Annotated in this window: 22 protein-coding genes and 2 pseudogenes; 14 read left to right on the top strand and 10 right to left on the bottom strand. The window is 60.7% G+C overall.

Annotation, left to right across the window (positions count from 1 at the left end):
• Window positions 1–41 precede the first annotated feature (41 nt).
• A complete protein-coding gene (locus BM374_RS29405; RefSeq protein ID WP_210188602.1) occupies window positions 42–1058 on the top strand; it encodes a zinc-dependent alcohol dehydrogenase family protein in 1017 nt (338 codons plus the stop codon).
• Window positions 1059–1195: 137 nt separating this feature from the next.
• A complete protein-coding gene (gene pyc / locus BM374_RS29400) occupies window positions 1196–4636 on the top strand; it encodes a pyruvate carboxylase (RefSeq protein WP_092301123.1) in 3441 nt (1146 codons plus the stop codon).
• Between the two features lie 157 nt (window positions 4637–4793).
• Here the strand turns inward: pyc and BM374_RS40305 are convergent.
• Both BM374_RS40305 and BM374_RS29395 read right to left on the bottom strand, forming a co-directional pair.
• Window positions 4794–4881, bottom strand: a pseudogene (locus BM374_RS40305) (IS5/IS1182 family transposase); the annotation flags it as partial.
• Between the two features lie 5 nt (window positions 4882–4886).
• On the bottom strand, window positions 4887–5360 hold the full coding sequence (locus BM374_RS29395; protein ID WP_092300683.1) for a MarR family winged helix-turn-helix transcriptional regulator: 474 nt from the start codon (window positions 5358–5360) through the stop codon (window positions 4887–4889).
• Between the two features lie 97 nt (window positions 5361–5457).
• Between BM374_RS29395 and BM374_RS29390 the strand changes: the two genes are divergently transcribed.
• Together BM374_RS29390 and BM374_RS29385 are read left to right on the top strand one after the other, a co-directional pair.
• Entirely contained in the window at window positions 5458–5826 is a 369-nt protein-coding gene (locus tag BM374_RS29390; RefSeq protein WP_244552728.1) for an antibiotic biosynthesis monooxygenase family protein, read from the top strand.
• Window positions 5827–5855: 29 nt separating this feature from the next.
• Window positions 5856–6302, top strand: a complete 447-nt coding sequence (locus BM374_RS29385; protein WP_092300677.1) for a hypothetical protein — start codon at window positions 5856–5858, stop codon at window positions 6300–6302.
• Between the two features lie 260 nt (window positions 6303–6562).
• Here the strand turns inward: BM374_RS29385 and BM374_RS29380 are convergent, their stop codons facing one another.
• Window positions 6563–8176 (bottom strand): methyl-accepting chemotaxis protein, encoded by a 1614-nt coding sequence (locus BM374_RS29380; protein ID WP_177248611.1) that lies wholly within the window; start codon window positions 8174–8176, stop codon window positions 6563–6565.
• Between the two features lie 699 nt (window positions 8177–8875).
• On the opposite strand from BM374_RS29380, the pseudogene BM374_RS29375 reads away from it, so the two are divergent.
• A pseudogene (locus BM374_RS29375) lies at window positions 8876–9070 on the top strand (aquaporin family protein); the annotation flags it as partial.
• 380 nt (window positions 9071–9450) lie between these two features.
• Here BM374_RS29375 and BM374_RS29370 read toward each other — a convergent pair.
• The 4 genes from BM374_RS29370 to madL form a co-directional block, all read right to left on the bottom strand.
• Complete coding sequence (locus tag BM374_RS29370) at window positions 9451–10737, bottom strand: SIR2 family protein (RefSeq protein ID WP_092300672.1); 1287 nt, start codon at window positions 10735–10737, stop codon at window positions 9451–9453.
• A gap of 314 nt (window positions 10738–11051) precedes the next feature.
• Window positions 11052–11768 carry a GntR family transcriptional regulator gene (locus BM374_RS29365; protein WP_092300669.1) on the bottom strand — a complete coding sequence of 239 codons (717 nt, stop codon included), beginning with the start codon at window positions 11766–11768 and terminating at the stop codon, window positions 11052–11054.
• A complete protein-coding gene (gene madM, locus BM374_RS29360; protein WP_092300667.1) occupies window positions 11769–12533 on the bottom strand; it encodes a malonate transporter subunit MadM in 765 nt (254 codons plus the stop codon). It abuts the gene before it with no gap.
• Window positions 12530–12964, bottom strand: a complete 435-nt coding sequence (gene madL / locus BM374_RS29355; protein ID WP_092300664.1) for a malonate transporter subunit MadL — start codon at window positions 12962–12964, stop codon at window positions 12530–12532. Before madL ends, madM begins: the two co-directional genes overlap by 4 nt.
• 193 nt (window positions 12965–13157) lie before the next feature.
• On the opposite strand from madL, the gene mdcA reads away from it, so the two are divergent.
• From mdcA to BM374_RS29310, 9 genes are all read left to right on the top strand, one after another.
• Window positions 13158–14804 (top strand): malonate decarboxylase subunit alpha, encoded by a 1647-nt coding sequence (mdcA, locus tag BM374_RS29350; RefSeq protein ID WP_092301120.1) that lies wholly within the window; start codon window positions 13158–13160, stop codon window positions 14802–14804.
• Between the two features lie 10 nt (window positions 14805–14814).
• The gene (gene mdcC, locus BM374_RS29345) at window positions 14815–15132 is read left to right on the top strand and encodes a malonate decarboxylase acyl carrier protein (RefSeq protein ID WP_092300661.1); all 318 of its coding nucleotides are present in this window, start codon (window positions 14815–14817) and stop codon (window positions 15130–15132) included.
• Entirely contained in the window at window positions 15129–16043 is a 915-nt protein-coding gene (locus BM374_RS29340; protein ID WP_092300658.1) for a biotin-independent malonate decarboxylase subunit beta, read from the top strand. Before mdcC ends, BM374_RS29340 begins: the two co-directional genes overlap by 4 nt.
• A complete protein-coding gene (locus tag BM374_RS29335; RefSeq protein ID WP_092300655.1) occupies window positions 16030–16758 on the top strand; it encodes a biotin-independent malonate decarboxylase subunit gamma in 729 nt (242 codons plus the stop codon). The genes BM374_RS29340 and BM374_RS29335 overlap by 14 nt, the downstream gene beginning before the upstream one ends.
• A gap of 1 nt (window position 16759) precedes the next feature.
• Complete coding sequence (gene mdcG, locus BM374_RS29330; RefSeq protein ID WP_092300652.1) at window positions 16760–17407, top strand: malonate decarboxylase holo-[acyl-carrier-protein] synthase; 648 nt, start codon at window positions 16760–16762, stop codon at window positions 17405–17407.
• A complete protein-coding gene (gene mdcB / locus BM374_RS29325) occupies window positions 17404–18252 on the top strand; it encodes a triphosphoribosyl-dephospho-CoA synthase MdcB (protein WP_092300649.1) in 849 nt (282 codons plus the stop codon). Before mdcG ends, mdcB begins: the two co-directional genes overlap by 4 nt.
• Window positions 18138–19178, top strand: coding sequence for an acyltransferase domain-containing protein (locus tag BM374_RS29320; RefSeq protein WP_244552727.1), 1041 nt, complete (start codon window positions 18138–18140; stop codon window positions 19176–19178). Before mdcB ends, BM374_RS29320 begins: the two co-directional genes overlap by 115 nt.
• Window positions 19179–19463: 285 nt before the next feature.
• A complete protein-coding gene (locus BM374_RS29315; protein WP_092300643.1) occupies window positions 19464–20114 on the top strand; it encodes an FMN-binding negative transcriptional regulator in 651 nt (216 codons plus the stop codon).
• 20 nt (window positions 20115–20134) lie between these two features.
• Window positions 20135–20761 carry a LysE family translocator gene (locus BM374_RS29310; protein ID WP_092300640.1) on the top strand — a complete coding sequence of 209 codons (627 nt, stop codon included), beginning with the start codon at window positions 20135–20137 and terminating at the stop codon, window positions 20759–20761.
• A 658-nt stretch (window positions 20762–21419) separates the two neighbouring features.
• On the opposite strand, the gene BM374_RS29305 is transcribed toward BM374_RS29310, so the two are convergent.
• Genes BM374_RS29305 through BM374_RS29295 form a run of 3 tightly spaced genes read right to left on the bottom strand, consistent with a single transcriptional unit; the run spans window position 21420 to window position 25112 of the window.
• Window positions 21420–22814 (bottom strand): M20 family metallopeptidase, encoded by a 1395-nt coding sequence (locus tag BM374_RS29305; RefSeq protein ID WP_092301117.1) that lies wholly within the window; start codon window positions 22812–22814, stop codon window positions 21420–21422.
• 31 nt (window positions 22815–22845) lie between these two features.
• Window positions 22846–23973: an ABC transporter ATP-binding protein gene (locus BM374_RS29300; RefSeq protein ID WP_092300637.1), complete on the bottom strand. Its 1128-nt coding sequence runs from the start codon at window positions 23971–23973 to the stop codon at window positions 22846–22848.
• Window positions 23970–25112, bottom strand: a complete 1143-nt coding sequence (locus BM374_RS29295) for a M24 family metallopeptidase (protein WP_092300634.1) — start codon at window positions 25110–25112, stop codon at window positions 23970–23972. Before BM374_RS29295 ends, BM374_RS29300 begins: the two co-directional genes overlap by 4 nt.
• Window positions 25113–25204: the final 92 nt, after the last annotated feature.

Raw genomic sequence — 25204 nt, 5'->3', positions numbered from 1 at the left:
TCCGATAGCTCGGAACCGCCGCAAACAAATGAGGAGCAATCATGTCGGCGACAATGCGGGCCATACAAGCGCACCAGTTCGCGATCTCGGGCCTCAAGTTGACCGAGGTCCCGATACCAACGCCGGGAAAGGGAGAGGTATTGGTCAGGGTGGGGGCGGCGACTCTCAACTATCGCGACTTGGCCGTACTGGGCGGTGACTATATCAAGGGTCTTCCTTTGCCCTATGTCCCCGCCTCCGACGCGTGCGGCACTGTGGCGGAGATCGGACCGGGCGTCACCCGGTTCAAGAAGGGAGATCGAATCGTCCCGATCTACACCCAGGGCTGGCACGACGGCAAACCTACTCCGGAGCAACGCGCGAAGCGCACCCTCGGTGCGCCGCTGGCCGGCGTTCTTCAGGATTACATCCTCATCCCGGAAGAGGACGCGGTCACGCCTCCGTCGCACCTGACCGATGTGGAAGCCGCCACGCTGCCCATCGCTGGTCTTACAGCGTGGTCGGCTTTGGACGAAGCAAACGTCAAATCCGGAGACGACGTTCTGCTCCAGGGAACCGGCGGTGTTTCGCTTTTCGCACTTCAGTTCGCCAAGTTGTCGGGGGCCAGAGTTACAATTCTGTCGTCATCCGACGAAAAGCTGGCGCGGGCGAAAGCGCTTGGGGCTGACTTTGGCGTCAACTATCGCACCACTCCGGAATGGGATGTCGAAGTAAAGCGGCTCACCGACGGCCGTGGCGCGGATATCGTGGTCGAGACTATTGGATCATCGTTGGGCAGATCGCTGAGCGCGGTTGCTTTTGGGGGAACGATCAGTGTAGTCGGGTTTGTCGCCGGCTATTCGACGGAATTGAACATCCGACAGCTGATCGGCCCAATGGTGAGCGTCAAAGGGATCGCCGTTGGTTCAAGGCGCGGCTTCATTGATATGAACCGCGCAATCGAAGTGACCGGTATCAAACCGGTCGTCGATAAGACTTTCGAAATGTCCGAGACAGCAGAAGCCTTCAAGTACATGAAGAGTGGCGCACACTTTGGAAAGATCGCCATCACAATTTAGCTGGCCATAGCAGCGGTCGTCAGCCTCTTGCGACGCATCTGTTGAACAAGAAACACATCGTGACGGGCACGACGACGTCAGTTGTCGTGCCCATTCTCCTTTCCCATCCAATACCTTTAGCAAAAGGATGATTGAACGTGCGCCAGTTCAATAAGATCCTGATCGCCAATCGAAGCGAAATCGCAATTCGCGTCATGCGCGCGGCGACCGAATTGGGCAAGACGACGGTTGCGATCTATGCCCAAGAAGACAAGCTCTCATTGCATCGGTTCAAGGCCGACGAGGCATATCTGATCGGTCAGGGATTGTCGCCCGTAGGCGCCTATCTTTCGATCCCCGAGATCGTCCGCGTTGCCCGATCGTCGGGTGCTGACGCGATCCACCCCGGCTATGGACTTCTCTCTGAGAGTCCCGAACTCGTGGAGGCGTGCGAGGCTGCCGGCATTGCCTTCATCGGGCCAACGGCCGCAACGATGCGTCTTCTCGGCGACAAGGCCTCCGCTCGCCGCGTTGCGATCGAAGCCGGCGTACCCGTGGTGCCCGCAACTGGCGTCTTAGGCGACGATTTCGATGATATCCGCAAGGAGGCATCCGACATCGGATATCCGCTGATGCTGAAGGCGTCCTGGGGCGGCGGTGGTCGGGGAATGCGCACAATCCACAACCCGGAAGAACTTCAGTCCAAAGTTCTCGAAGGCCGCCGCGAAGCGGAAGCCGCCTTTGGAAACGCCGAGGGATACCTGGAAAAGCTTATCGAGCGGGCCCGCCATGTCGAGGTCCAGATCCTTGGCGACAGCTATGGCAACATCTTTCATCTGTTCGAGCGCGACTGCAGCGTTCAACGCCGGAACCAAAAAGTGGTCGAGCGCGCCCCCGCGCCTTATCTCACGGCGGAGCAACGTTCTGAAGTCTGCGAGCTTGCGAGGCGCATATGCCTGCACGTAGGTTATCGATGTGCTGGAACGGTCGAATTTCTGATGGACGTTGACTCTGGAAGATTCTACTTCATCGAGGTCAATCCACGCATCCAGGTCGAACACACGATAACGGAGCAGGTCACCGGTATCGACATTGTACAGGCGCAGATCTTGCTCACGGAAGGCGCTACGCTTGCCGAAGCAACAGGCGTCGCCAGACAGGAGGACGTTCGGCTCACGGGGCATGCCTTGCAGTGCCGTGTAACCACGGAGGACCCACAGAACAAGTTTATCCCCGATTACGGTCGAATCGCGGCCTACCGGTCGGCTACGGGAATGGGCATCCGCTTGGACAGCGGTACCGCCTATTCCGGCGCCGTCATCACACGGCATTTCGACTCGTTGCTCGTCAAGGTGATAGCCTGGGCTCCGACGGAAGAACTTGCGACCAACCGGATGGTTCGCGCGCTCCGGGAATTTCGCATCAGGGGTGTCAGCACCAACATCGAATTTCTCGTGAACCTTCTCAATGACGCGCAATTCCGGAGCAACGGGTATACGACTCAGTTCATTGACACCACACCTGGATTGCTAAGGTTCACCAAACGGCGCGACAGAGCGACCAAGCTCCTCACCTATATCGCGGACGTCACGGTCAACGGACATCCCGAGACCAGGGCTCGTCCAAAGTCGACGGCTCGGATGTCCGAGCCCAGGCTGCTCCCGCCACGAAGGGCCATAGCTCTCGGCACTCGCGACATTCTCGAAAAAGACGGACCGCAAGTCCTGGCGAACTGGCTATCCGCTCAGGAGCGGGTGCTGATCACCGACACGACGATGCGCGACGGGCATCAATCGCTGCTTGCCACCCGAATGCGTTCGATAGACATGCTCCGGATCGCGCCCGCCTATGCCGCAAACCTCCCTCAACTCTTCAGCATCGAATGTTGGGGCGGCGCGACCTTCGATGTGGCCTATCGCTTCCTCCAAGAATGTCCGTGGCAACGGTTGCGCGACCTTCGGGCCGCGATCCCGAATATCCTCACCCAAATGCTCCTGCGTTCGGCCAACGGGGTCGGGTACACCAACTATCCCGACAATGTCGTTCGCATGTTTGTCTTGCAGGCTGCAAAGTCCGGAGTCGACGTCTTTCGCGTGTTCGACTCGCTCAACTGGGTTGAGAACATGCGGGTCGCCATGGACGCCGTGATCGAGGCAAACAAGGTGTGCGAAGGCACGATCTGCTATACGGGCGACCTGCTGGATCCCGCGCGTCCGAAATACGACCTGAAATACTATGTGGACCGGGCGAGAGAGCTGAAGTCGGCAGGTGCCCACATCCTCGGTTTGAAGGATATGGCGGGACTCCTGAAACCTCAACAGGCTCGCATCCTCGTCAAAGCGCTCAAGGAGGACGTGGGACTCCCGATTCATTTCCACACGCATGACACTTCGGGAATATCAGCGGCGACCGTCCTCGCCGCTTGCGAAGCCGGTGTCGATGCAGTTGATGCCGCCATGGATGCCTTTTCGGGCGGCACCTCGCAACCGTGCCTCGGATCGATTGTCGAAGCGCTTCGACGCACTCACCGTGACACGGGACTGGATAGCGAGGCCATCCGCGAAATATCCGACTATTGGGAACAGGTCAGGGCTCAATATGCCGCCTTCGAATCCGGTCCAACCGCACCCGCCTCGGAGGTGTTCCTTCACGAAATGCCTGGCGGACAGTTCACCAACCTGCAAGCGCAGGCTCGCTCGCTCGGCCTAGCAGAGCGGTGGCCCGACATTGCGAAAGCCTACGCGGAAGCCAACATGATCTTCGGCGATATCGTGAAGGTTACCCCGTCATCTAAGGTCGTCGGTGACATGGCGCTGGTCATGGTTGCCCAAGGGTTGACCCGCGAGCAAGTCGAGGACCCAGCCGTGGATGTCGCTTTCCCCGACTCGGTGGTGGATATGATGAAGGGAAATATCGGCCAACCGCATGGAGGCTGGCCCGAGGGGATACAACGGAAGGTGCTGAAAGGCGGTGCCGCATTGACGGCACGGCTCGGCCTTGGCTTGGCGCCGGTGGATGTGGAAGCAACCCGTAAGACACTAACGGCGACGCTGGACGGCTACGTGGCGGACAACGAGGATCTACTCGGTTACCTCATGTATCCGAAAGTGTTCATCGACTATATCGAACGCCATCAGGTCTACGGACCGGTGCGCACGCTTCCAACGCGTACGTTCTTCTACGGCATGCAACTCGGAGAAGAGATCTCGGTCGAGATTGATCCCGGCAAGACACTCGAGATACGTCTTCAGGCCGTCGGCGAGAACTCCGACGAAGGTGAGGTGAAAGTATTTTTTGAGCTGAACGGTCAACCTCGCCTAGTCCGTGTGCCGAATCGTGAACTCAAGAGCAAGATAGCGGTTCGTGCGAAGGCGACCGACGGAGATCCGAGCCAGGTCGGCGCCCCGATGCCGGGCGTCATCTCGTCCATTGCAGTCTCCGTGGGCCAAGCCGTAAAGGCTGGAGATCTTTTGCTGAGCATCGAGGCGATGAAGATGGAGACCGGATTGCACGCGGACCGCGCATCAAGAGTGAAGGCCATCCATGTCGGCGCAGGCAGCCAGATCGAGACTAAGGATCTGCTCATCGAACTGGAGTGACGTCGACGCGCCGATCTCGCGTCGGCAGCGATCCCGGCGCATCAAGCCGACACGTTTCGATGCCGACTACAACCTCACCACGATCTTGCCGACCTGCTCGTTCGAAGCGGCGAGCGTGGCGGCGGTGACGGAGTCTTTCACTCTCTCTAGGACGCGGCTCATAAAGACGCAGCCATAACCATTGACGCGAGTTGCACGAAGGCAAGGTAGTTGGCTGCGAGCCTGTCGTAGCGCGTTGCGACCTGACATATCAGGCCGACTTGTCCTCACGGCTGCTCTCAAGCTTATCTCGCAAGGCGGTGATCACGCGATGGACAATCCGTATATCCTTGATCGACAGCCCTTTTGAAAGATCGTTGATCCAGGGAGCCTGCAATTCCATTGCGGCTTCGAAGGCGCGCTGTCCATTCCCAGTGAGCACGACGAGCTGCGCCCGTCGGTGATGCGGGTTGACCTCAAAAGATACCAGGCTCTCCCTGTGCAGATCATTGATAATCCGCTGCACGTTTTGACGATTGCCGCCGAGGTCGCGTGCGAGCCAAGCGACCGGTTGGGGACGTTCGGCGGACACAATGGCGCCAAGCACCTGCCAGCGTGCGCTTGTTAGGCCAAGCGGGGCGACCAGACGGTCGCCGGCTGTCAGAAGTAGGCTGTCGAGCCTGAATAGATCGAGAACAAGGTCGGTCAGGGCGTCACCCTCGGAAGTTCGCTCGGCTCTTTTCATCTGTCACCGTCATTTTATATTGACATCATGTTGTCAAGCTGTTACGTAATCATAATACCAATTAGGCATCACACATTAAATTGCAATGGAGGCACTCATGTCGCTGCTACGCCCACTCGACCCGTCCTTCCCGGTCGACCGCCAGATCGCCATCGAGGCAAATTCGGTCGTCCTGGTGAACCCATTCACTCTCGACAAAGCCGATGAGGCGGCTTTTCTCAAGGTCTGGCAGGACGACGCAGCGTTCATGAAACGACAGCCGGGCTTCATTTCCACTCAGCTGCACAGAGCTCTCGGCGACAGCTCGACCTATCTGAACTACGCCGTCTGGGAATCCACCGCACACTTCCGTACGGCCTTCACCCATCCTGACTTTCTAGCAAAAATCGCCAGCTATCCGGCCTCGGCAATAGCTTCCCCTCATCTGTTCCAGAAAGTTGCTGTCTCCGGCATCTGCGTTGCCTAGCCCTGCTGTTTTAGGAAGGGAAGATACTCATGATCAAGTTGATCCATCCTGTCGCTGGCGCCTTGGCTATCGCAACGATCGGCACATTTTGGCTATCGACGGTACTCAGCGAGCTGTTCGCGTCCCCTGCCACGGTTGCAGCGGTTAAGAGCACCATACCGTGGGGTTTCTTGTTGCTGATTCCGGTGCTCGCTGCGACCGGTGGTACAGGTATCATCTTGGCAAAGGGGCGCCGGGCCGGACTGATCGGGGCCAAATTCAAGCGCATGCCCTTCATTGCAGGGAACGGCATTCTGATTCTTATTCCGTCTGCGCTCTTCCTTGCGTCCAAGGCTCAGGCGGCAGAATTCGATGCCACGTTCTATGCTGTGCAGGCGATCGAGCTCGTCGCGGGCGCAACAAACATTACACTTCTTGCTCTCAACATGCGGGACGGTCTCCAAATGAAGGGGTGGTTGCGCCGCAAACCCGCATGAACCGGAACTGCGCGCACAACTGCGCCCGGCATTGTCGTGACTTTATGAGTACGCGCCGCCTCCTCGTTCTCGGGCCTCGCTTCCCCAACCTCACCGAGCCCCCCTGTGGCTCACAGATCCTTTACTCGTCACAGAAGTTATCCCAACAAAGTCGCATTTAGCCTTGAAGAGTGGCCAACCACAAAACACCGATTATTGCTACTTCACGCTCGCGATCAGCCAATTCCCACTCCATTTGCTGCAAGGACACTACCCGCCTATCAAGATGCGCGGAGGTCGCGGATGAAGCTGTCAACGTCCCGGCTGAGCGTTTCCGCCTGCCTTGATAGGTCGGTAGCAGCTGTCAGCACCTGCGTGGCGGCCGCACCTGTCTCCTGGGCCGCTTGACTGACATCCGCGATATTGCTGCCGATCTCCGCCGTACCGCGAGCTGCTTGCGTGACGTTGCCGGAGATTTCCCGTGTAGCCGCGCCCTGTTGGGTAACGGCCGAGGCGATCGCGTGGGCTATCTCGTCGATTTTGACGATCGCACCGCTGATGCTACCGATCGCATCAACCGTGCGGCCGGTGGCTACTTGAATCGTCGAGATCTGGGTCGCGATCTCTTCCGTTGCCTTGTCAGTTTGAGCGGCTAGGGTCTTCACCTCATTGGCGACCACGGCAAAGCCCTTCCCCGCGTCGCCGGCCCTAGCCGACTCAATACTGGCATTGAGCGCCAACAGGTTGGTCTGAGCGGCGATGTCCTTGATGAGTTTGACAACGCCGCCGATCGCTTGCGCGGTGCTGGCAAGACCATCGACGATCTCGCCGGTCCGCGTTGCTTCCACAACGGCCTCGCGCGCCATCGTCGAAGAATGCTCGACTTGGCGCCCAATTTCGGCGACTGACGTCGCAAGTTGCTCAGCCGCGCTTGCTACGGTTTGGACATTTTTCGACGCCTGATCGACGGACGTCGTTACCGCATCACTACGGCGCGAGGTTTTCTCTGCGGTCGCCGTCATGGTTTCCGCCGCCGCCTCCATCTCCGTTGATGCAGCAGCGACGCCGTCGACCACCCCCCTGATGCTACGCTCGAAATCGTCGGCAAGTCTGCTCATGGCCACACGCTTGTTCTCCTCAGCGCGCGCCTTCGCCGCCTCCTTTTCGCACTTTAGACGTTCGGCTTCAGCCATGCTGTCCCTGAACACCTGAAGCGTTTCAGCCATTTGGCCAACTTCGTCCATTCGCTTCAAATAGGGAATGCTTTCCAAGTTCTCTGCTTGGGCCAAACGCCTCATCGTATTGGCGAGGATTGGAATCGGACGCATCAATCGACGAGTCAGCAGGAAGGTGGCGGCGCTTAGCAGCGCGAGAAGAAAAAGACCCGCGCTGGCAAAATACAGCCAAAGAGCCGAAAGGAACTGGGTTATGTCGCCCGTCTTCACGCTGACGGCAATCATCCCGACCGGCTTGCCGTCCGCGTTCATTGCGGGAAGATAGCCCGTGAAATATTCCTGCCCGTCGTAATAGCGCTCCTCCATAGCAATGCTTCCATGCTGCAGACGGGTCAACGTTTCTTCAGAACCATCGAATGGTTCTCCGTTTCTTCTTCCTCGGTTTTCGTTGAGTAGGGATGTCGAAGCAATGAAATAGTGAGGCTTGGACTTGTCGCCTCGCGTCGATGCAACCCAGGCAGGTCGCTGCTCTCCCGCATCGAAGTATGAAAAGATCGATACCCGGGCGCCGGTATACGATGACATTTGATCGACCGCGTCGTCTGTTCGAAATTTTGGCAGAATGCTGGTCGCATCAAGAACCGAGAGATCTCCGTTTTGATCAAATTTTATGCGGACACCGCTTTGAGCGGTGACCATTATGTTTGCGGCGACGAGCATTGTTTGATCAAGTCGACTTCGTTTCGTGCCGTCGACGTACCGAGACGTTGCCACCCACCCAAGCACACTAAGCGAAATTATCACCGCAGCCAGCATGCATACGGTCATTAACGTCACGTTGTTTGCGAGACTGCCCTGCCGAGTTTTCGTCAATGGTTGTCTCCGATGCTATCCGGATCCTGACTTCACGCGTGTTACCGAAGCAAAATGAACTCAGCCTCTCCCCGGTGATTGGAGGATCCGAGGTGAGCCGTATGGCAATCCGCGTTATCCTCGATTTGTGCCGGGAAGGTCGCGGGGACTCTGCGGCCAAACATCGATGACGTTATTGCACCGCAGCACGACTCCGTGCGCGACACGCTGCTTCGCGATTCGCGCGACCCAAATCGTTCCATGGAAGGAAAGGTTGGAGCCATTACGCGTTTCGTCTATGTGCGATCAGAAAAGCGAATGGCCGTAAATTTCCTCCGAAAGGGACATTGACACGCGGCTGTGCTCAGCACAGCTGGTCCCTTCCAGCGGCCTGTCTACATCGACCGCGGCCGCCCCTCAGTCAGCCCAAGGTCGCGCCACTCGCGTAGTAACAGCAGCGATCCCCGCCTCAGGATAAATTTAATCTTTGTCGTGACGAAAACAGCAGGGCGGGCAATTTCGAAAGAGCCGGATAGGCTAGCGAAGTTGCTCGCAGCACCAGTCTTGACCTCGTTCGCCAATCCGGCCGTGGCGATTTCACGCTCGCTGACGAACACCTTCTCCGGCATTCGTTCGGTGGACTTGCCGGGCTTCATCCTGGCCGAACTTTGCGGCGCGATTGTCGGCATGATGCTGATGAATTGGCTACTCGGGCGCAGTCCGGCCCGCGCTCCCGTCGCTCTGTCGAAGACATCACGATAGCTGGCGCCGCTACTACAGCGGGGCAATATAGCGGCGCCGAGTTGGCTTTAAGCCGAAGCAGCCTGCCCGCGTTTCTCTAGTTTCTGGCAAAGTGCTAACGACGTTGGATGGCCGCCGCGTTCCAACTCCTCGATGATCTCAAGCTGGCGTGTGATGTGCTTATCGCTCAGCGCAACGTGGCGCTCTGCCTCTGCCAAGTGACGTCGGACGAGCCGCAGCTCCATGCGGGCAATCTAGCTCCGGACGGACCATGCCGACAGTGAAAAAGGAGGCCAAACGGTCGGATTCCGGTCGAACAGTTTGAACCCGAACGTCGGGCACGATCATGACCGAGGTCAACTCCGCATCGGCGGCGTGTTAACACTCCGCGAGTTGCATGTTCACCCTAGCGACAAACAGCGCTCCATCGTGTCGGTGATTTCCCTCACTACGATTTTGCCCGCTGGTCTAAACAGGCGCTCCCCAAGCGACCGACTTTCTAGGGCACATTGGGGGAATCTACGGGGTAAGTCATTGAAATGGTGGGCGCACAAGGGATCGAACCTTGGACCTCTCCCGTGTGAACACGAGTTCATCCCGATAGCGCTTGTACGTCTGCGCCCGCACCGTCTCATCGCTTGCTCGTCGATGCTGCGGTGGCTTGTCGAATAGATTTGTTGGACCGCACCCTTCACGACAGCGCTGCCAATCCCGAGGCCGAATCCGCTCGTGATTCGCAAATTCTTGTTGATCAGTTCCGCCGCCAGCTTGGACATGAATTCCTCGGTCGCGGCCTGCCCCCAAACTCCATAGTCGGACGCGCTTCCCGATATGAAGACTGTCCTTCTCCTGAATCGGCGATCCATATCCGCGAGCAGCCGTGTGACATCGCCGTAATCATCAATGAAGATCGTCTTGATGTTGAATCGCATCAAGTCTTGCGTAACAAGTTTTTGCTTTGTTTCGGCGTATTCGAACTCGGTTTTGCCTTCCCTTTTGTTTCGGGTCCGCCTCTTCATCACACAGAAATGCTGCCGCTGATGCTTTTCGAAGCGCGCTCTAATGCGCGAAAGAACGAAATCGAGATTGGGATCGGTGAAGCTAAAACCTAGGAAAAGGAAGGTCTTTTCCACGAGGTCGCCCGACAAGGCCGTTATGAAGGGACCGTGGGTCAACGAATATCGTTCATAGTCGTCCTTGCTCAAGATGGCTTCCGTGGGATGCTCAATGTCTCCGTGCATCTTGTAGACGACGGCGTCGCGTCCACGGCGCGTAGTGGCGAGCTGATTGACCGTATATTTGGAATCTACGCGCCGGCCGCCGGCTTCCAGCGCCTTCTCGATCAATCGGTCGTAATTTGTCGTCCAGTAGGTCTGAATGGGCAACCTTGCTAGCAGTGAATGATTTTCGGTAGGGTTCTTGAGGTCCGAAAATTCATCGATCAGCAGCTGGCTCAGCTTGTGCCGATTATTGTTGTTGGCGTTGAGATGATATTGGGCGAGCGCAACCAAGTCGGATTCCTTGGCGATATCTAGGCCGAGCCCCTTGGCAACGGGGGACATAAGCCCGGCCCAGTCGACATAACCTGCGGCTTTCGACATGCCAGCGCCAATGAACACCGCTGCATTGTTCTCGTTCAGCTCCTTTAGGTAGCTGGCTAAAAAATCCTCCGTATCTCTGTCAGCCATCGTGCAGCCCCGAAGTCCCCAACCGTCTTCTTGGTTGTTCTGCGTTCGCCAGCCTCAACCTTAGCTTGGCGTGAGGGCGCTAGAACAAGCCACGATTAGTAATTCACACTTTTTTGGAGAACTGCATCAGTTTACTCGCGCATCCGACCGTCCCCCCGGTGGGCATGCGAAGGGGCCGAAAAATTGATCGCTGGCGCGGCGCCCCGGTGGCTGCCGCCACGCGTTCAACCAGACCGCTTGTCCGAATTGCGGCTGGAGGTACCTTCAGGCGCGTCTGCCTTCGTTTACGTCAAGGGCGGTCCATGACCGCCTTGTCAGAAATTGTCGGGCTCAGGTCCGTCGACGGGCCTGACGCGATCTTCGATGTAACGCCGCAGCGCTGCGGCGGCGTTCAGCATATGCGCACGCATCCGGCGTGAGGCGGTCTCGCCGTCCCCTTCGGCGATCGCCTGCATGATGGCATCATGCTCGTCGCGGGACTTGCGAATGCGATCGCCCTGCCGCAATTGCGTCCGGCGGAAGGCGCTGAGCCGCGCGCGGACATCCTGCGCCTGCTCGGCCATGAACGAGTTGTGCGTCGCACCGTAGATGCATTCGTGGAACGCCCGGTTGAAGGCATCATAGGCATCGACGTCGTTGGCCTCGACCATCGCCCGCGAGCCTTCGTGCAGCTCGATCAGGCGGCTGCGCTCGAGCGGCGTCATGCGATAAGTCGCGAGCCTGACGCACATGGCTTCCACCTCTGCGCTGGTCTCGAACATGTCCATGATCCGCTCCGGTGTCATCCGCGCCACGACGACCCCGCGACGCCCGCGCACCTCGACCAACCCACTGACGACGAGCTGCCGGAGAGCTTCCCGCACAGGCGTGCGGGAAGCCCCGAAGCGATCTGCAAGCTGCTGCTCTTCCAGGGCCGAGCCGGCAACGAGCGCGCCGGAGGCAATCTCGTCCGTGAGCGCATTGCGGATACGATCGGAGAGAAGCCCACCATCTTCTTCGGCTTCGGTTGCGACTTTGAACAGGCCTGCCATTCAGCTTCCTATGATTGCGCGCACCGTAAAGTAGAGAATGGACGGTGCGACCAGGCATCCGAGCCCGGTATGAAACGTCGCGGTCAATGCGCCGTAAGGCACCAGGCGCCGATCGGTCGCGGCAAGTCCTCCGGAAACGCCGCTGACCGTTCCCATCAAGCCGCCGAACACCATCGCGCTGCGCGGATTGTTGAGGCCGATCATCCCGGCGACGAAGGGCGTGCCGATCATCACGATCACCGCCTTGAATACACCGGTCGCGATCGAGAGCGCAATGACCGGCGATGACGCGCCGATCGCTGCCCCCGTGACCGGACCGACAATGTAAGTGACCGCGCCGGCGCCGATCGTGGTGAGCGATTCGGCATCCGTGTAGCCAAACGCCGCCGCGACGAACACGCCCAGAATGAACGGAACGACCGTTCCCAGTCCGAGCGCGACCGCACCGATCAATCCGGCCTTGCGCGCATGAACGACATCGACCTCGAAGGCGGTGGCGACGATGGCGAAATCCCGCAGCATCGCACCGCCCATCAGGCCGATTCCGGTCAGCGCCGGCAAATCGGCGACGCCCTTTTCGCCGCCGGTGGCAAGGCCTCCGAAAAAGGCCAGCACGAGACCCAGCATGATCGCGATCGCCGAGCCGTGGATGCGCCCGAAGGTGAGGTATTTCGAGATCGCCCCCGAGATCCACATCAGGATCCCGACGGCGGCGAAGGCAGTGATCAGCGAATTGGCTGCGAGAATGTGAAAGATCATGGTCATCCGACCCTCCCGGATTTGAAGTGGGGCACATTCGCCTCGATCGCCTCTCGGGCTTCGATCTCGTCCATGGTCTCGATGCGGCCACTGAGCCGGCCGATCATCGCCACCATTGCGAAACACACGGCGACCGCGCCGGCGCCAGCGATGACGACGATCGGGCCGCCTTTCGCCGCGGCGACGACGTTCTGCTGCGCAGCCATGGCGACCACGATAGGAATGTAGAAGCTGCCCCAGAACTCGACGCCGGTATTGAGCCCGCGGCTGAGCAGGCCGTGCCGGACCAGCCACAGCCGGACGGCGATCAAAAACATCATCGCGATGCCGACGCCGCCGACATTGGCTTTCACACCGAGAGCGACACCGAGCAGGTCGCCGAGCAGGCCTCCAAGCAGGGTGCAGATTGCGAGCAGAGCAACGCCGGAAATGGTCACGGGCGCCTCCCCTGTGCATGTGGAGCAGCAACGTCCGGGCATGGACCTTCTGTATGCATTCGCGCCATAAATTCCCTCCTGTGTATGCGAATATCTCTGATTTATGACATTACGCATACATTAATTGACAAATGAACGCAAGATGCATACATTCGGCGCCATGAAGCCATTTCTCGCATGCCAAGGAGCCGAAATGAGCGATTGGGGTATGCAAAAGGCCGCCCTCGGCGAGCGCCTCACGGGCGGCCGGCAGCACGCCACTGGCAAGGTCGTCGCGATCCCGAACCTTCTCGCGTTTCTGAAGGCGGTAATCAGGTCAGGCGACCGCGTGTGCCTGGAGGGCGATAATCAGAAGCAGGCTGACATCCTCGCCGTTGCGCTCGCGAACCTCGACCCCCGGGATGTCCATGACCTGCACATGGTCCAGTCGGGCGTGGTGCTGCCTGCCCATCTCGACATCTTCGAGAAAGGCATCGCGCGGCGGCTGGACTTCTCCTATTCGGGCCCGCAATCGGCACGCATCGCGCGCATGCTGTTCGGCGGCAAGATCGAGCTTGGCGCCGTCCATACCTATCTCGAGCTGTTCGCGCGCTACTTCATCGATCTTACGCCGAACGTCGCGCTGATTGCGGCTGTGAGCGCCGATAAGGACGGCAATCTCTATACCGGGCCGAACACCGAGGACACGCCGACCGTCGTCGAAGCGACCAGCTATAAGAACGGTTTCGTCGTGGCGCAGGTCACCGAGATCGTCGATAAGGTGCCGCGCGTCGACATTCCCGGCGACCTCGTGCATTTCGTGGTCGAGGCTAACAGGCCCTTCTATGTCGAGCCGCTGTTCACCCGCGATCCCGCCGCCATCACCGAGACCCAGATCCTCACTGCAATGCTCGCCATCAAAGGCATCTATGCGCCTTACGGCGTGCGCCGGCTCAACCACGGCATCGGCTTTAATACCGCCGCGATCGAGCTGTTGCTGCCGACCTATGGCGAAAAGCTCGGCCTCAAGGGCAAGGTCTGCACCCATTTCGCACTCAACCCGCATCCGACGATGATTCCGGCGATCGAAGCCGGCTGGGTCGAGCAGATCCATTGTTTCGGATCGGAAGTTGGCATGGAGGATTACGTTGCGGCGCGTTCCGATGTGTTCTTCACCGGACCCGACGGCTCGCTGCGCTCGAACCGCGCCTTCTGCCAGACCGCGGGCCTTTATGCCTGCGACATGTTCATTGGATCGACGCTGCAGATCGATCTCGAAGGCCACAGCTCGACGGTGATGACCAGCCGTATCGCCGGGTTCGGCGGCGCGCCCAACATGGGCTCGGATCCGCGCGGCCGCCGCCACCCGAGCGAGCCCTGGCTCAAGGCCGGCGCCGAGGCCGATCCTGATTGCAATGCGGCGCTGCGCCGCGGCCGCAAGCTGGTGGTGCAGATCGGCGAGACTTTTGGCGAGCGCAACACGCCTTTGTTCGTCGAGCGGCTCGATGCGCTCGATCTGGCGCAGGAGCTCAAGCTCGATCTCGCGCCCGTCATGGTCTACTCGGACGACGTCACCCACATCGTCACCGAGGAAGGTATCGCCAACCTCCTGATGTGCCGCAGCAAGGACGAGCGCGAGCAGGCGATCCGCGGCGTTGCCGGCTACACCGAGATCGGCCGCGCCCGCGATGCGAATCTGGTCGAACAGCTCCGGCAGCGCGGCGTGATCCAGCGTCCCGAAGATCTCGGCATCGATCCGCTCGATGCCGACCGCAATCTGCTCGCGGCCCGCTCGATCAAGGATCTCATGCTGGCATCCGGCGGGCTCTATCGCCCGCCCAGCCGCTTCCGCAACTGGTGAGGGGTTTTGCATGGAAAAGCTGAGCTTCAGACTGTCTGCCCCCAAGCGCGCCGGCGGCACCCGCACGCAGGCAATCGTGGGCGTCGTCGCCTCCGGCAATCTCGAAGTTCTGCTGGAACGGGCCTCGCCCGCCGACACCTGCACGATCGACATCGCAACCGCCGCAAACGGGTTCGGCGCGGTGTGGGACGCCGTGGTCCGCGACTTTGTGGCCCGCCGCTCGGCCGGAGGCTTGCGCATCTCCATCAATGACGGCGGCGCCCGGCCGGACACGGTCGCGCTGCGACTGGCCCAGGGCGTCCGCAAGATCGAGGAGCCGGAACGATGACAGCCGTGACCGCCAATGACGTCTCGCTGAGCTGGTACGAGGCGAGCGCCCGGCAGCGCATCGACGCGCTGGTCGATGCCGGCAGCTTCTGCGAATTCATCGGCCCGGAGCTGCGCGAGATCAGCCCGCATCTTTCGATCTTTGACCTGCCCGCGCAGTTCGACGACGGCATCGTCATCGGCCGCGGCCGGCTTGACGGCGCATCCGTGCTCGTAGCCGCGCAGGAAGGACGCTTCATGGGCGGCGCCTTCGGCGAAGTCCACGGCGCCAAGCTCACTGGCCTCTTGCGTGCGGCGCGTACGCTGAAGCAGGACGTGGTGATCCTGTTCGACAGCGGCGGCGTGCGGCTTCAGGAGGCCAATGCCGGCGAGCTCGCGATCGCGGAGATCATGCGCGCCGTGATCGAGGCGCGCCGCGCCAGGGTCAACGTCGTCGGCCTGATCGGCGGACGTGCCGGCTGCTATGGCGGCGGCAGCCTGATCGCCGGCACCTGCTCGCGCCTGATCATCTCCGAACAGGGCCGGCTCAGCGTCAGCGGCCCCGAAGTGATCGAAACCAACAAGGGCATCGAGGAATTCGACTCGCGCGACCGCGCGCTGGTCTGGCGCACCATGGGCGGCAAGCACCGCTATTTGATCGGCGGCGCCGATGCGTTCGTGGAGGACGAGGCGCTGGCGTTCCGGCAAGCCGCAATCGCGGCGCTTGGGGCCAAGCGAGGCTGCAACGCTGCGGCTCTCGAAGCAGAGCAGAAGCGCCTCGAGCGACGGTTGCAGCGCTTCGGCGAGGTCGAGGACGCCATCGAGATCTGGCAGACGCTCGGCATTGACGATCCCACCGATGTTCCCGCACTTCCGACCGGCGCGTTTCTTCGCGCCGCCAACGACAGGGAGAACGCCGATGACGCTCGATGACATCCTGACGAGCCTGTTCCCGAACGGCCGCAGTATTGAAACCTCGGGTGCGATGATCGCGGGACGGGCGGTCCTGCCTGATGGCGGATCGATCCACGTGCTCGGCCTCACGCAAGGAGAGCCGCTTGGCCTGGACGAAGCGATCGTGCTCGCGGGCCGTGTGATCCAGATCGTGAAATCAGGCGATCGGGCGCCGATCCTGGTTCTGGTCGATTCCGCCAGTCAGCGCATGACCAAGCGCGACGAGCTGCTCGGCCTCAGCGAGTATCTGTCTCACCTCGCCAAGGCGCTGCTGCTGGCGGAGGCCGAAGGACACCGCACCGTCGGCCTGCTCTATGGCGGCAGCGCGGCCGGCGCGTTCATCGCAACGGCACTTGCGACCGGCACGCTGGTGGCCCTGCCCGGCGCGCATCCCGCGGTGATGGATCTGCCCTCGATGGCACGGGTCACCAAGCTTCCGATCGACGTGCTCACGGCAAAGGCGGAAGCGACGCCGGTGTTCGCCCCCGGACTCGACAACATGGTGATGTCAGGCGGCATCCACATCGTCTGGGACGACGCTGCGCCGCTAGCGCCGCAACTGGCCGCCCTGCTGCGGCTGCCTCACGGACGGGACGATCGCGGCAGGCTCGGCGCCGAGCGCGGCGGACGGCGGAAGGCCGCCGATCTCGCCGAGCGCGTTGAGCACGCTGCGGCCTCACACCAGGCGGCGTGAAATGCTCGAGCCTCTCGCGCGCCACAGCATGGTGAAGGCTTCGACCGCGGGATGGGCCGCGGTGATGAACCGCTATCCCGAACTTGCCAGCGAGCCGATCGTCGCGAGCTGGGCGCATGCGGGACGCCCGCTCGTCGTCCGCCGTCCCGTCTGCAGCGATACCGCAGGTCTCGTTCCGCTCGGACTGCCGCTGCCGCCGACCCATGGCAAGCGGCGCATTGCAGTCTCGCTCGCCGCGATCGATATCGTCGCGTCCGCGCCTCCGCCTCTCTTGGCCGATGCCGCCACCCCGGCGCCCGCTTCCTGGCACCCGACCATCGACAAGCTCCTCACGCTTCTGCCGGAGACCCGCAGCTATGGCAGCCTGGCCTGGCAGCACCTCACCGGCCTGCCCTATCTCTCAGACAGTTCGGATCTCGATCTGCTGTGGCCGCTGTCGTCGGCGAAGCAGGCGGAATTCCTGTTGTCCGGCATCGCGGGAATCGCAAAGCAGGCACCGATGCGGCTGGATGGCGAGATCACGGGGCCAGCCGGCGGCGTTCAATGGCGCGAACTGTGCGGCGCTGACGAGGACGAAGTCCTTGTGAAGGGGCCGGCAGGCGTCACCGCGACGACGCGCGCGGCCTTCCTCGCGGGTCAGGTGTCATGACCCCAGCGCTCAGATGGCCATCCCGGCCGGGGCCCGCATTCGATGCGGTGGAGCTCGGCGATCTTGCGTCACTCTCTCTGAAGCTCGAAGTCGAGACCTATCCGAAGCCCGGCCTCGTCAGCCATGTCGACAACGGCGCGCATCGCGACATGGACGCTGCGCTGCTGTACCGGAGCGCCACGACCCTGATGCCGTTTTTCACCGAACTCGCCGCCGCGGGCAGCGAGGGCGCTGGGATGAACCGGCTACGCGCGATCGGCGTTGCCGCCGAGCGCGCGATGCTGGCTGCAACAGATGGCGTGAATACGCACCGCGGCGCGATCTTCGGGCTGGGTCTGCTCTGCGCGGCGGCCGGCTACCGCAATGTCGTCGGCATCAGCAAGTCGCTCGGAGGACTGGTGAGGGAGCGCTGGGGCGACGACATCCTGTCGGGCCCGGTCTCGCTGCGCAGCCATGGTGCAGTGGCCGGACGGCGCTACGGCGCAGGCGGCGCCAGGGCGGAAGCCGCCGACGGCTTTCCGTCGGTCTATGATATCGCCCTGCCCGCGCTGCGTGCGGCGCGCGAGCTTGCGCCTCAGGACGAGGAAGCGGTACGGGTTGAGACCTGCATGAAGCTGATCGCCGAAGTTACCGACACCAACCTGCTGCACCGGGGCGGAGCGAACGGGTTGCGCTTCGCGCGCGAGAGCGCCGCGAGCTTCCTCGCGACCGGCGGCGTCGGGTCGCCGGATTGGCGCTGGCGCGCGGCCGACATTCACCAGGCGTTTGTTACCCGCAATCTCAGTCCCGGCGGCTCCGCGGATCTGCTGGCGATGGCGCTGTTCGTCGATCGACTGGAAGTCTGATGCTCGCCCTGCTCTGCGGTGGACAAGGAACGCTCTCGTGCAAGATATTTGATCTTGTCGCGGACGAGCCCGCAGCCGAGCCGATCTTCGCTGCGGCCACCAGCCTTCTAGGAGCGGATCCGCGGGAGTTCATCAGGACAAGGAGTGCGGACGAACTCTCCGCCAATCATTCCAGCCAGATCCTGACCGTCACATCGGTGCTCGCGATCCACGCCTGCATCGCTGACCTCCTGACCGAGCCAACGGCCGTCACTGGCTACAGCGTCGGCGAGATGGCGGCCTGCAGCATCGCGGGAATTTGGACCGCCGATGAAGCCTTGCGGCTGACGGACGTTCGCGCCCGCTTGATGCAAGATGCAGCGAAGCTGGATGGCCGCCTGGGCTATGTTCGCGGGCTCAATCGGGCGGAGCTCGAACCGCTGCTTACGATGCATCGTTGCGAGATCGCGATCAGGAACCCCGACCTTCTCTATGTGATCGGCGGCACCGAGGAGGATGTCATCAATCTGTGCCGGGAAGCGCCAGCGCGGGGAGCCGCGCGCGCCGGTCTGCTCGCCGTCAGGATTGCGTCGCACACATCGTTGCTCGAACCGGCCTGCGCGCCCCTGCAGCAAGGGCTCGCAGCAACCACACACGCGCCGATCGCAAATCAAAGGATACTCCTCGCCGGAGATGGCGGCGGGCGCATCTTCTCCGCGTCGGACGCGGCGGCAAGGCTCGCCGGTCAAGTCGCACGCCCGATCGACTGGGCGGCGACGCTGGAGGCTCTTGTAGAGCAGGGCGTCGACCGTGTGCTAGACCTCGGTCCGGGACACGCGCTCGCAGAGATGATGCAGAGCTCCCTTTCCTCGATCCGATGCTATGCCGCCGATGGCTTCCGCACTATGTACGGCCTGCGAAGCTGGATTTCCAAGCCATCACCATGAACTTCCGTTTGACAATCCGCAAGCTCGCGAACTCATCGAATGGCTGGCCCATCCCGGCTCGGCGGCCATGGCCATCTCGGTTGAATAGCTTCACAGGCGCCCAAAGGGCCGGTGGCTCCAGGTCCAAGATGGATTGGATCGCGCGTCTGCGCGGCTCTGAGCCGGGTGTCGACGCCTCGCTCCCACCGGTAAAACGGCATTGGGAAAAACACTGACTTATTGTAGGTCGACAATCGACTCAGTGGTGCGCCACACTAAGAGGCCTAGTGTAGAACGGAGAACACCATGTATGTGCCACCCGCTTTTCGGGACGATGATCTCGACCGCATTCGAGCGACGATCCGCTCTGCCCGGCTGGCCAATCTGATCATCGCCACGGCAGACGGGCCAGTAGCGACGCCCCTGCCGCTGTTCCTCAATGAGGCCGAAGGCGATCGTGGTGTGCTGTACGGGCACATCGCAAAGGCCAACCCCCAATGGAAGGCCAGCCGGATCGGGGACGCACTTGCGATCTTCATGGGTCCGGAGGCTTACGTGACGCCCTCTTGGTACGCCACTAAGCAAGAGAGCGGGAAAGTGGTGCCGACATGGAACTACATCACCGTGCACGCTTATGGGCCGATTGAATTCTTTCACGATCCCGAGCGCTTGCTTGAGGTTGTCACGCGCCTTACGAACATTCGCGAGAGGCCGCGCGCAAAGCCCTGGACCGTCGACGAAGCTCCTGCCGATTTCATCGTAACGCAGTTGCGCGGGATTGTTGGTGTGCGCATTCCCGTTCGCCGGTTCGAAGGCAAACGCAAGATGAGCCAGAACCGTCCTGAAGCTGACCGCGCGGGCGTCGCCGCCGGTTTTGCGGCGAGCGAGGATCCGCGGGATAGAGAGATGGGACCGCTCATTCCGGTTCAACCCACAGGCGAGAGATCCTCAGATTAGCAGACTCACAAAGGCAGGGCATGTTCAGTTTTCAGAGCTCTCTTCTGTTCTTGGCTGCGGCCCTCGTTGTCGCCATCACGCCGGGACCAGGAGTCTTTTACATCGTTGCGCGAACGCTCGCTGGCGGACGCACGGAAGGACTGGCATCCAGTCTCGGCCTCGGTCTAGGCGGGCTCGTGCATGTTCTCGGTGGCGCTATTGGCCTATCTGCGCTCGTGTTGGCGAGCGCGCAGGCCTTCACCATTCTAAAGATCGCTGGAGCAGTCTATCTCGTCTGGCTCGGCATCAAGACATGGCGCGAAGCCGACGTCATCGAACCGACAGGAGTCAAAAAAACAGGGGTTCATCGCGCGTTTCGCGAAGGCATCCTGGTCGAGGCGTTCAATCCGAAGACGGCCGCATTCTTTCTCGCCTTCATCCCGCAATTCGTCGATCCAGCCGCGCACGTTGCCACGCAGTTCATCGCACTTGGGCTCGTCTCGGTTGCACTGAACACAAGTGTTGACTTGATAGTAACCTATTGGGCCGCGAAAGCGAGAGCCGGACTTGCCAGGCGACCCTCATTCATTGCCAAGACACGACAAGCATCTGGCGCCGTCATGTGCGGACTGGGAGCGACATTGTTATTTGCTCATCGTACAACTTGAGGCGATACTTAACGGGAAGTTAATCGCCCTTCGCGGCGATCACAACCAGCGCTGATGCCGGTTCTGACGTCATTGCGGTGAGCTTGTGGGTGTCGTCAATCGAACAGCACGTAATCACTGGGATTGAGCACCTCCTTGCAGGCTGACCTCGAGGCCTTCCTTGCTGTAGCGTCCACGCTTCTCGCCCTTTGATCAGCGCTACGGCGCAAGTAATTGGCAATAAGCGGCCGGCGAGCGTCGTCTTCTCAAATGGGTTTGCGCTCTTGGCCAATCGCCTTCAGCGTCTCGATCGGCAGAATGCTCGAGAGTGCCCCGACGATCGCACTGGCTCCGACCTTATCGCAACCACTTCACCTCGCAACGTGGGAACAGACCATCCAGCAGCGCCTGCTCGACTTGGTCCGACATGGCCGCCTCGAAGCCTGGTTAGGCTGGACCGGGCTCGCAAGAGCGGCAACGCTTGCCGCCGAAGCCATGACCATCCGATACGTTACTCATGTGCCCAGCCCCCTTTTCCAGCGTCCGGCTTCGAACATGGCTCCCGTCGCTGCCTCGACTGGAGCTTGGCGTATCAATTGGGAAGCGGTACTTCGAAGATGCGCAACGGCCTTCGCAAAAAAGCGATCACCCGGCGAGCGCGAAACGGCATCCGATCAGTTCAACCTCGTCGCACCCGCGGAAGGGTATCCAGCTCCCCCAGATCCCAATATAGGCCCGCCATAATCTCCAGGGCCTCACGCGCGAGCCCAATCGGCATGTGCTCGTCGGCTGCATGTTGATGGCATCCAGGATAGGCATGGGGCAGCCACAACGTGGGTAAATTTAGTAGGTTGGCAAAAATGTCGTTCGGAAGCGAGCCAGCGGAATTGGGCAAGATCGCCGGCGATTTCCGTGTCGTCCGAACGATCGAATCCTGGGCCCATCTGGCCCAGGGATGCTCGGGATCGAGGCGCGTGGCGAGAAAAACACCATCGTCAGGACTGGGCGTCACCTGGACCATGTCGAGACCGGCCTTCGCGAGATGTCGCTGCAGCGCCGGCAAAATGTGGTCGTGGTCAACACCGACTACGAAGCGCAGCTGACAGCGCGCCCAGGCACTTGCGGGAATGGCATTGACCGGCGCCTGCGGATTTCCGCAACTGATGGCGAGAACATCGAATGAGCACCAGCCATACACCTGCTCTGCCGGAGAGAGCCCCGGCTCGCCCCAAGCCGGATCGATCTCTGGTCCGCCAGATCCCTCTTCAACGGCACAATCGGCAAGCACCCGTCGGACGGCGTCAGGCAGCTCACTTGGAAGCCATTCTGCGATCAGGATGCGGCCGGTCGGAGAGACGATCGTAGCCAGGGCATGCGCGAGCTGGATTGCGGGATCAGAAAGCAGACCTCCCCAATTGCCCGAGTGATACGCGCTCTTGCGCGCATGAATAGAGAGATCGAATGTAACACATCCCCGCGAGCCCAGGAATATTGTCGGCCGTTTCTCTGACAAACGCGGTCCGTCCGACGCAACGAAGATGTCTGCGGCAAGGAGCTTCTTGTGCGTCGTACATAGTTCGACGAGACCAGGCGAATCGACTTCTTCACCCATTTCGATCAGGTATTTCAGGTTGAACCCCAGCCGGCCTCTCGTCTCGAGCACAGCACGGAGGCTGGTAATGTTGATGGCGTGCTGTCCCTTGTTATCGGCGACACCGCGTCCGTACCAGCGATCATTGAGCTTTGTGAGATGCCAAGGGGATCCTCCTGCCGCCCATGATCCATCCATGCCACGAACCACGTCGCCGTGCCCATATCCGAGCACAGTCAGCAATGATGGATCTTCTATGCGTTGTGCATAGAGGAATTGCGCGCCTGCAGCGACCAAAACCTGGCAGTCGCATCCGAGCTCTTCAAACATGCAGCGTAGCTCATCGAGATACTCGGCAAGGTGATGTTTTCGCTCCGGGTTCTGACTCTCGGAAGGAATAGCGACAAGCCGCGATAGCGCGGCCTCAAGGTCTCCAGAGGCCAGTTGGCTTCTCGCGCGCGAGATTGCCGCGTTCCGGTTCATGACGGCTAGCTCCTTGCACGCCAAAGGCATCTCAACTGGCAGTCGGAAACACCCTTGTATGCGCAGCATCGATCTCAATGCGGACCCGTTGACCGGATTGGAATAGCGGCCGTCCGGGGCTCACCGAAATCCGGGCGATCAATCGAATGGACCCCACCTGCACAAGCACGCTTTGGTTCGTACCTGTGTAGGCAGACTCCAAAACCGTCGCGCTAGCGCGCTCGTCCGGTGTCAGACCGACATACTCGGGGCGAACCGCCAGCAACCCTCGGCCGCCTGACGTCAGCACCTGGCTTGCCTCCTGCACAACCTCAAGGCCGAGATCGGTGCTGCGGGCACAGACCTCGCCTCCAGATTGCCGCAGCTCGACCGGCAAAAAGTTCATCTCACCGATGAAATCCGCAACAAATGCAGTGGCCGGCTTCTCGTATAGCTCGCGCGGCGTTCCTAACTGCTGCAAGCGTCCCCGCTCGAGCACCGCGACGCGGTCCGCCATTGACAATGCTTCTTCCTGGTCGTGGGTTACGAAGATAATGGTGCTGCCAACCTCCTTATGAATCAATTTGATCTCCATTTGGAGTTGCTGCCTCAGCTTGCGGTCCAGCGCCCCAAGCGGCTCATCCATCAGCAGCAGCGGGGGACGGAAGACAAGAGCGCGGGCCAGAGCCACACGCTGCTGCTGCCCACCCGACAACTGGTTTGGGAGCCGCGCGCCATATCCGTCAAGTGCAACGAGCTTCAGAGCTTTTCTGACCTCGCGTTCGACGTCTCCGCCACGCAAACCCCGGCGCCGCAGCGGATAGGCGATATTCTCAGCGATGGTCATATGGGGGAACAACGCGTAGCTCTGGAAGACCATGCCGAAGCCGCGGCGATAGCTCGGAACATCATTGATCCGTATGCCGTCGAGCGTGATGTCGCCAGAGGAAGCAACTTCGAACCCGGCGATCATCATGAGCAGAGTTGACTTTCCTGACCCGCTCGATCCGAGCAAGGCGACGAACTCTCCCGGCTCTATCGACAGCGAGACGTCGTCGACCGCCTTGACCGGACCAAACATCTTGGTCAACGAGTTAACCGAGACGGAGCCACGTTGATTTTGCGACCTTGATACGCCTGCCGTCACCTTTTCGCTCATCATTGCTGTAATGACGCTCATTTCGGCCTCGTCTCGAATATCTTGCGCGGTATTGAGGTCAATTGCTTCCCACCCGCACTCGTCACCACGACGGACTCGCTGAAGGCAAGTCCGGCAGCGGATGTGTACATGTGAAAGACCATTCCTTCCTCGATGGCCCAATCCGCAATTGGTGTGAAACAGCGATATAGGTCACTCGTGTGCTGGGAAACGAGCGGAGCGGTGCCAAGGGTGTACCCGGTGATATTATCGTAGGTCTCGCGCAAGCCAGCCGCTACAACGCCTTCCCGCACGATGCGGTCGACGTCGGCGGCAATCGCCCCAGGCCGGAGCGCGGCGATTTGGCGATCTTGTAACGCGATAAGCGCCTCGGCCGCAGCTCGCTGCTCGTCTGTTGCCCGTCCCACGATGACCGATCGCATGATCCGTACCGTATAGAATCGTAGCCGAGGCAAGAGTTCGATATGAACGATATCCCCATCGACCAGCGGTCGCTCTGCGAGGAACCCATGCAGCGAATCCCAACCGGATCCGACATTGAGAGGCCCAACGAAGCCATCGTCGAACCCAAGCCGATAATAGGCCGCAGCGGCAGCGGCAGCGATATCACGTTGGCTTCTGCCGGTTGCCACCTCCTTGACGGTCGCGTCGAAGGCCGCATCCAACAGTGAACCGGCGCGGGACATATGCGCGATCTCTTCCCGCGACTTTAATCGCCTGAGATCCCATCCCGAACGCTCGAGGTCAAGAAACTCGGTCTCCGGCAAGAGCTCGCGCAGCGATTGGAGTCTTTGGATGGTGAACGAATTCGATTGAAATTCAGCGCCGATCCGGGCGGGCACCGAACCCCTTTCCCGCAAGGTGCTGACTAGCACCGCCAGCGGGTCGTCCCAATCGCCAAACCCGACGATGTTATCCATCCACGTGCGTTGGCGCGCCGGGGGCATATCGAGCTTGCGCACCAGCAGGAACGGCTCGGACGCTGCCGGCACGATGCACGCTCGCCAGAGGTTTTCGGAGACCGTATAGCCGGAGAGCCAGGACATCATCTCGGGCTCGTCAAAGATGGCACAGTCAAGACGACGCTCTGCCATCAGTTTTCGGACGGCGTCACATCGACGCTTGTACTCCTCGACGGAGAAAGTGAGATCGCGGCTCATGGTCGATGCTCCGTTACGCTTGCGAGACTTGCCCCAGATTGGGTCGAGAGGGCTGCTTCAGGAAAGGCGCCATTGGCTTTCTCGTAGTCTGA

The sequence above is a fragment of the Bradyrhizobium sp. Ghvi genome (assembly GCF_900115265.1).
Lineage (GTDB): Bacteria > Pseudomonadota > Alphaproteobacteria > Rhizobiales > Xanthobacteraceae > Bradyrhizobium.
This window is presented reverse-complemented; position numbering and strand designations above follow the sequence as displayed.

Coding starts and splice junctions, on each gene's coding strand:
- BM374_RS29405 (WP_210188602.1), top strand. CDS start 42: ATGTCGGCGACAATGCGGGCCATACAAGCGCACCAGTTCGCGATCTCG.
- BM374_RS29395 (WP_092300683.1), bottom strand. CDS start 5,360: ATGAAAAGAGCCGAGCGAACTTCCGAGGGTGACGCCCTGACCGACCTT.
- BM374_RS29390 (WP_244552728.1), top strand. CDS start 5,458: ATGTCGCTGCTACGCCCACTCGACCCGTCCTTCCCGGTCGACCGCCAG.
- BM374_RS29385 (WP_092300677.1), top strand. CDS start 5,856: ATGATCAAGTTGATCCATCCTGTCGCTGGCGCCTTGGCTATCGCAACG.
- BM374_RS29380 (WP_177248611.1), bottom strand. CDS start 8,176: ATGCTCGTCGCCGCAAACATAATGGTCACCGCTCAAAGCGGTGTCCGC.
- BM374_RS29370 (WP_092300672.1), bottom strand. CDS start 10,737: ATGGCTGACAGAGATACGGAGGATTTTTTAGCCAGCTACCTAAAGGAG.
- BM374_RS29365 (WP_092300669.1), bottom strand. CDS start 11,768: ATGGCAGGCCTGTTCAAAGTCGCAACCGAAGCCGAAGAAGATGGTGGG.
- madM (WP_092300667.1), bottom strand. CDS start 12,533: ATGACCATGATCTTTCACATTCTCGCAGCCAATTCGCTGATCACTGCC.
- mdcA (WP_092301120.1), top strand. CDS start 13,158: ATGAGCGATTGGGGTATGCAAAAGGCCGCCCTCGGCGAGCGCCTCACG.
- mdcC (WP_092300661.1), top strand. CDS start 14,815: ATGGAAAAGCTGAGCTTCAGACTGTCTGCCCCCAAGCGCGCCGGCGGC.
- BM374_RS29340 (WP_092300658.1), top strand. CDS start 15,129: ATGACAGCCGTGACCGCCAATGACGTCTCGCTGAGCTGGTACGAGGCG.
- BM374_RS29335 (WP_092300655.1), top strand. CDS start 16,030: ATGACGCTCGATGACATCCTGACGAGCCTGTTCCCGAACGGCCGCAGT.
- mdcG (WP_092300652.1), top strand. CDS start 16,760: ATGCTCGAGCCTCTCGCGCGCCACAGCATGGTGAAGGCTTCGACCGCG.
- mdcB (WP_092300649.1), top strand. CDS start 17,404: ATGACCCCAGCGCTCAGATGGCCATCCCGGCCGGGGCCCGCATTCGAT.
- BM374_RS29315 (WP_092300643.1), top strand. CDS start 19,464: ATGTATGTGCCACCCGCTTTTCGGGACGATGATCTCGACCGCATTCGA.
- BM374_RS29310 (WP_092300640.1), top strand. CDS start 20,135: ATGTTCAGTTTTCAGAGCTCTCTTCTGTTCTTGGCTGCGGCCCTCGTT.
- BM374_RS29305 (WP_092301117.1), bottom strand. CDS start 22,814: ATGAACCGGAACGCGGCAATCTCGCGCGCGAGAAGCCAACTGGCCTCT.
- BM374_RS29300 (WP_092300637.1), bottom strand. CDS start 23,973: ATGAGCGTCATTACAGCAATGATGAGCGAAAAGGTGACGGCAGGCGTA.
- BM374_RS29295 (WP_092300634.1), bottom strand. CDS start 25,112: ATGAGCCGCGATCTCACTTTCTCCGTCGAGGAGTACAAGCGTCGATGT.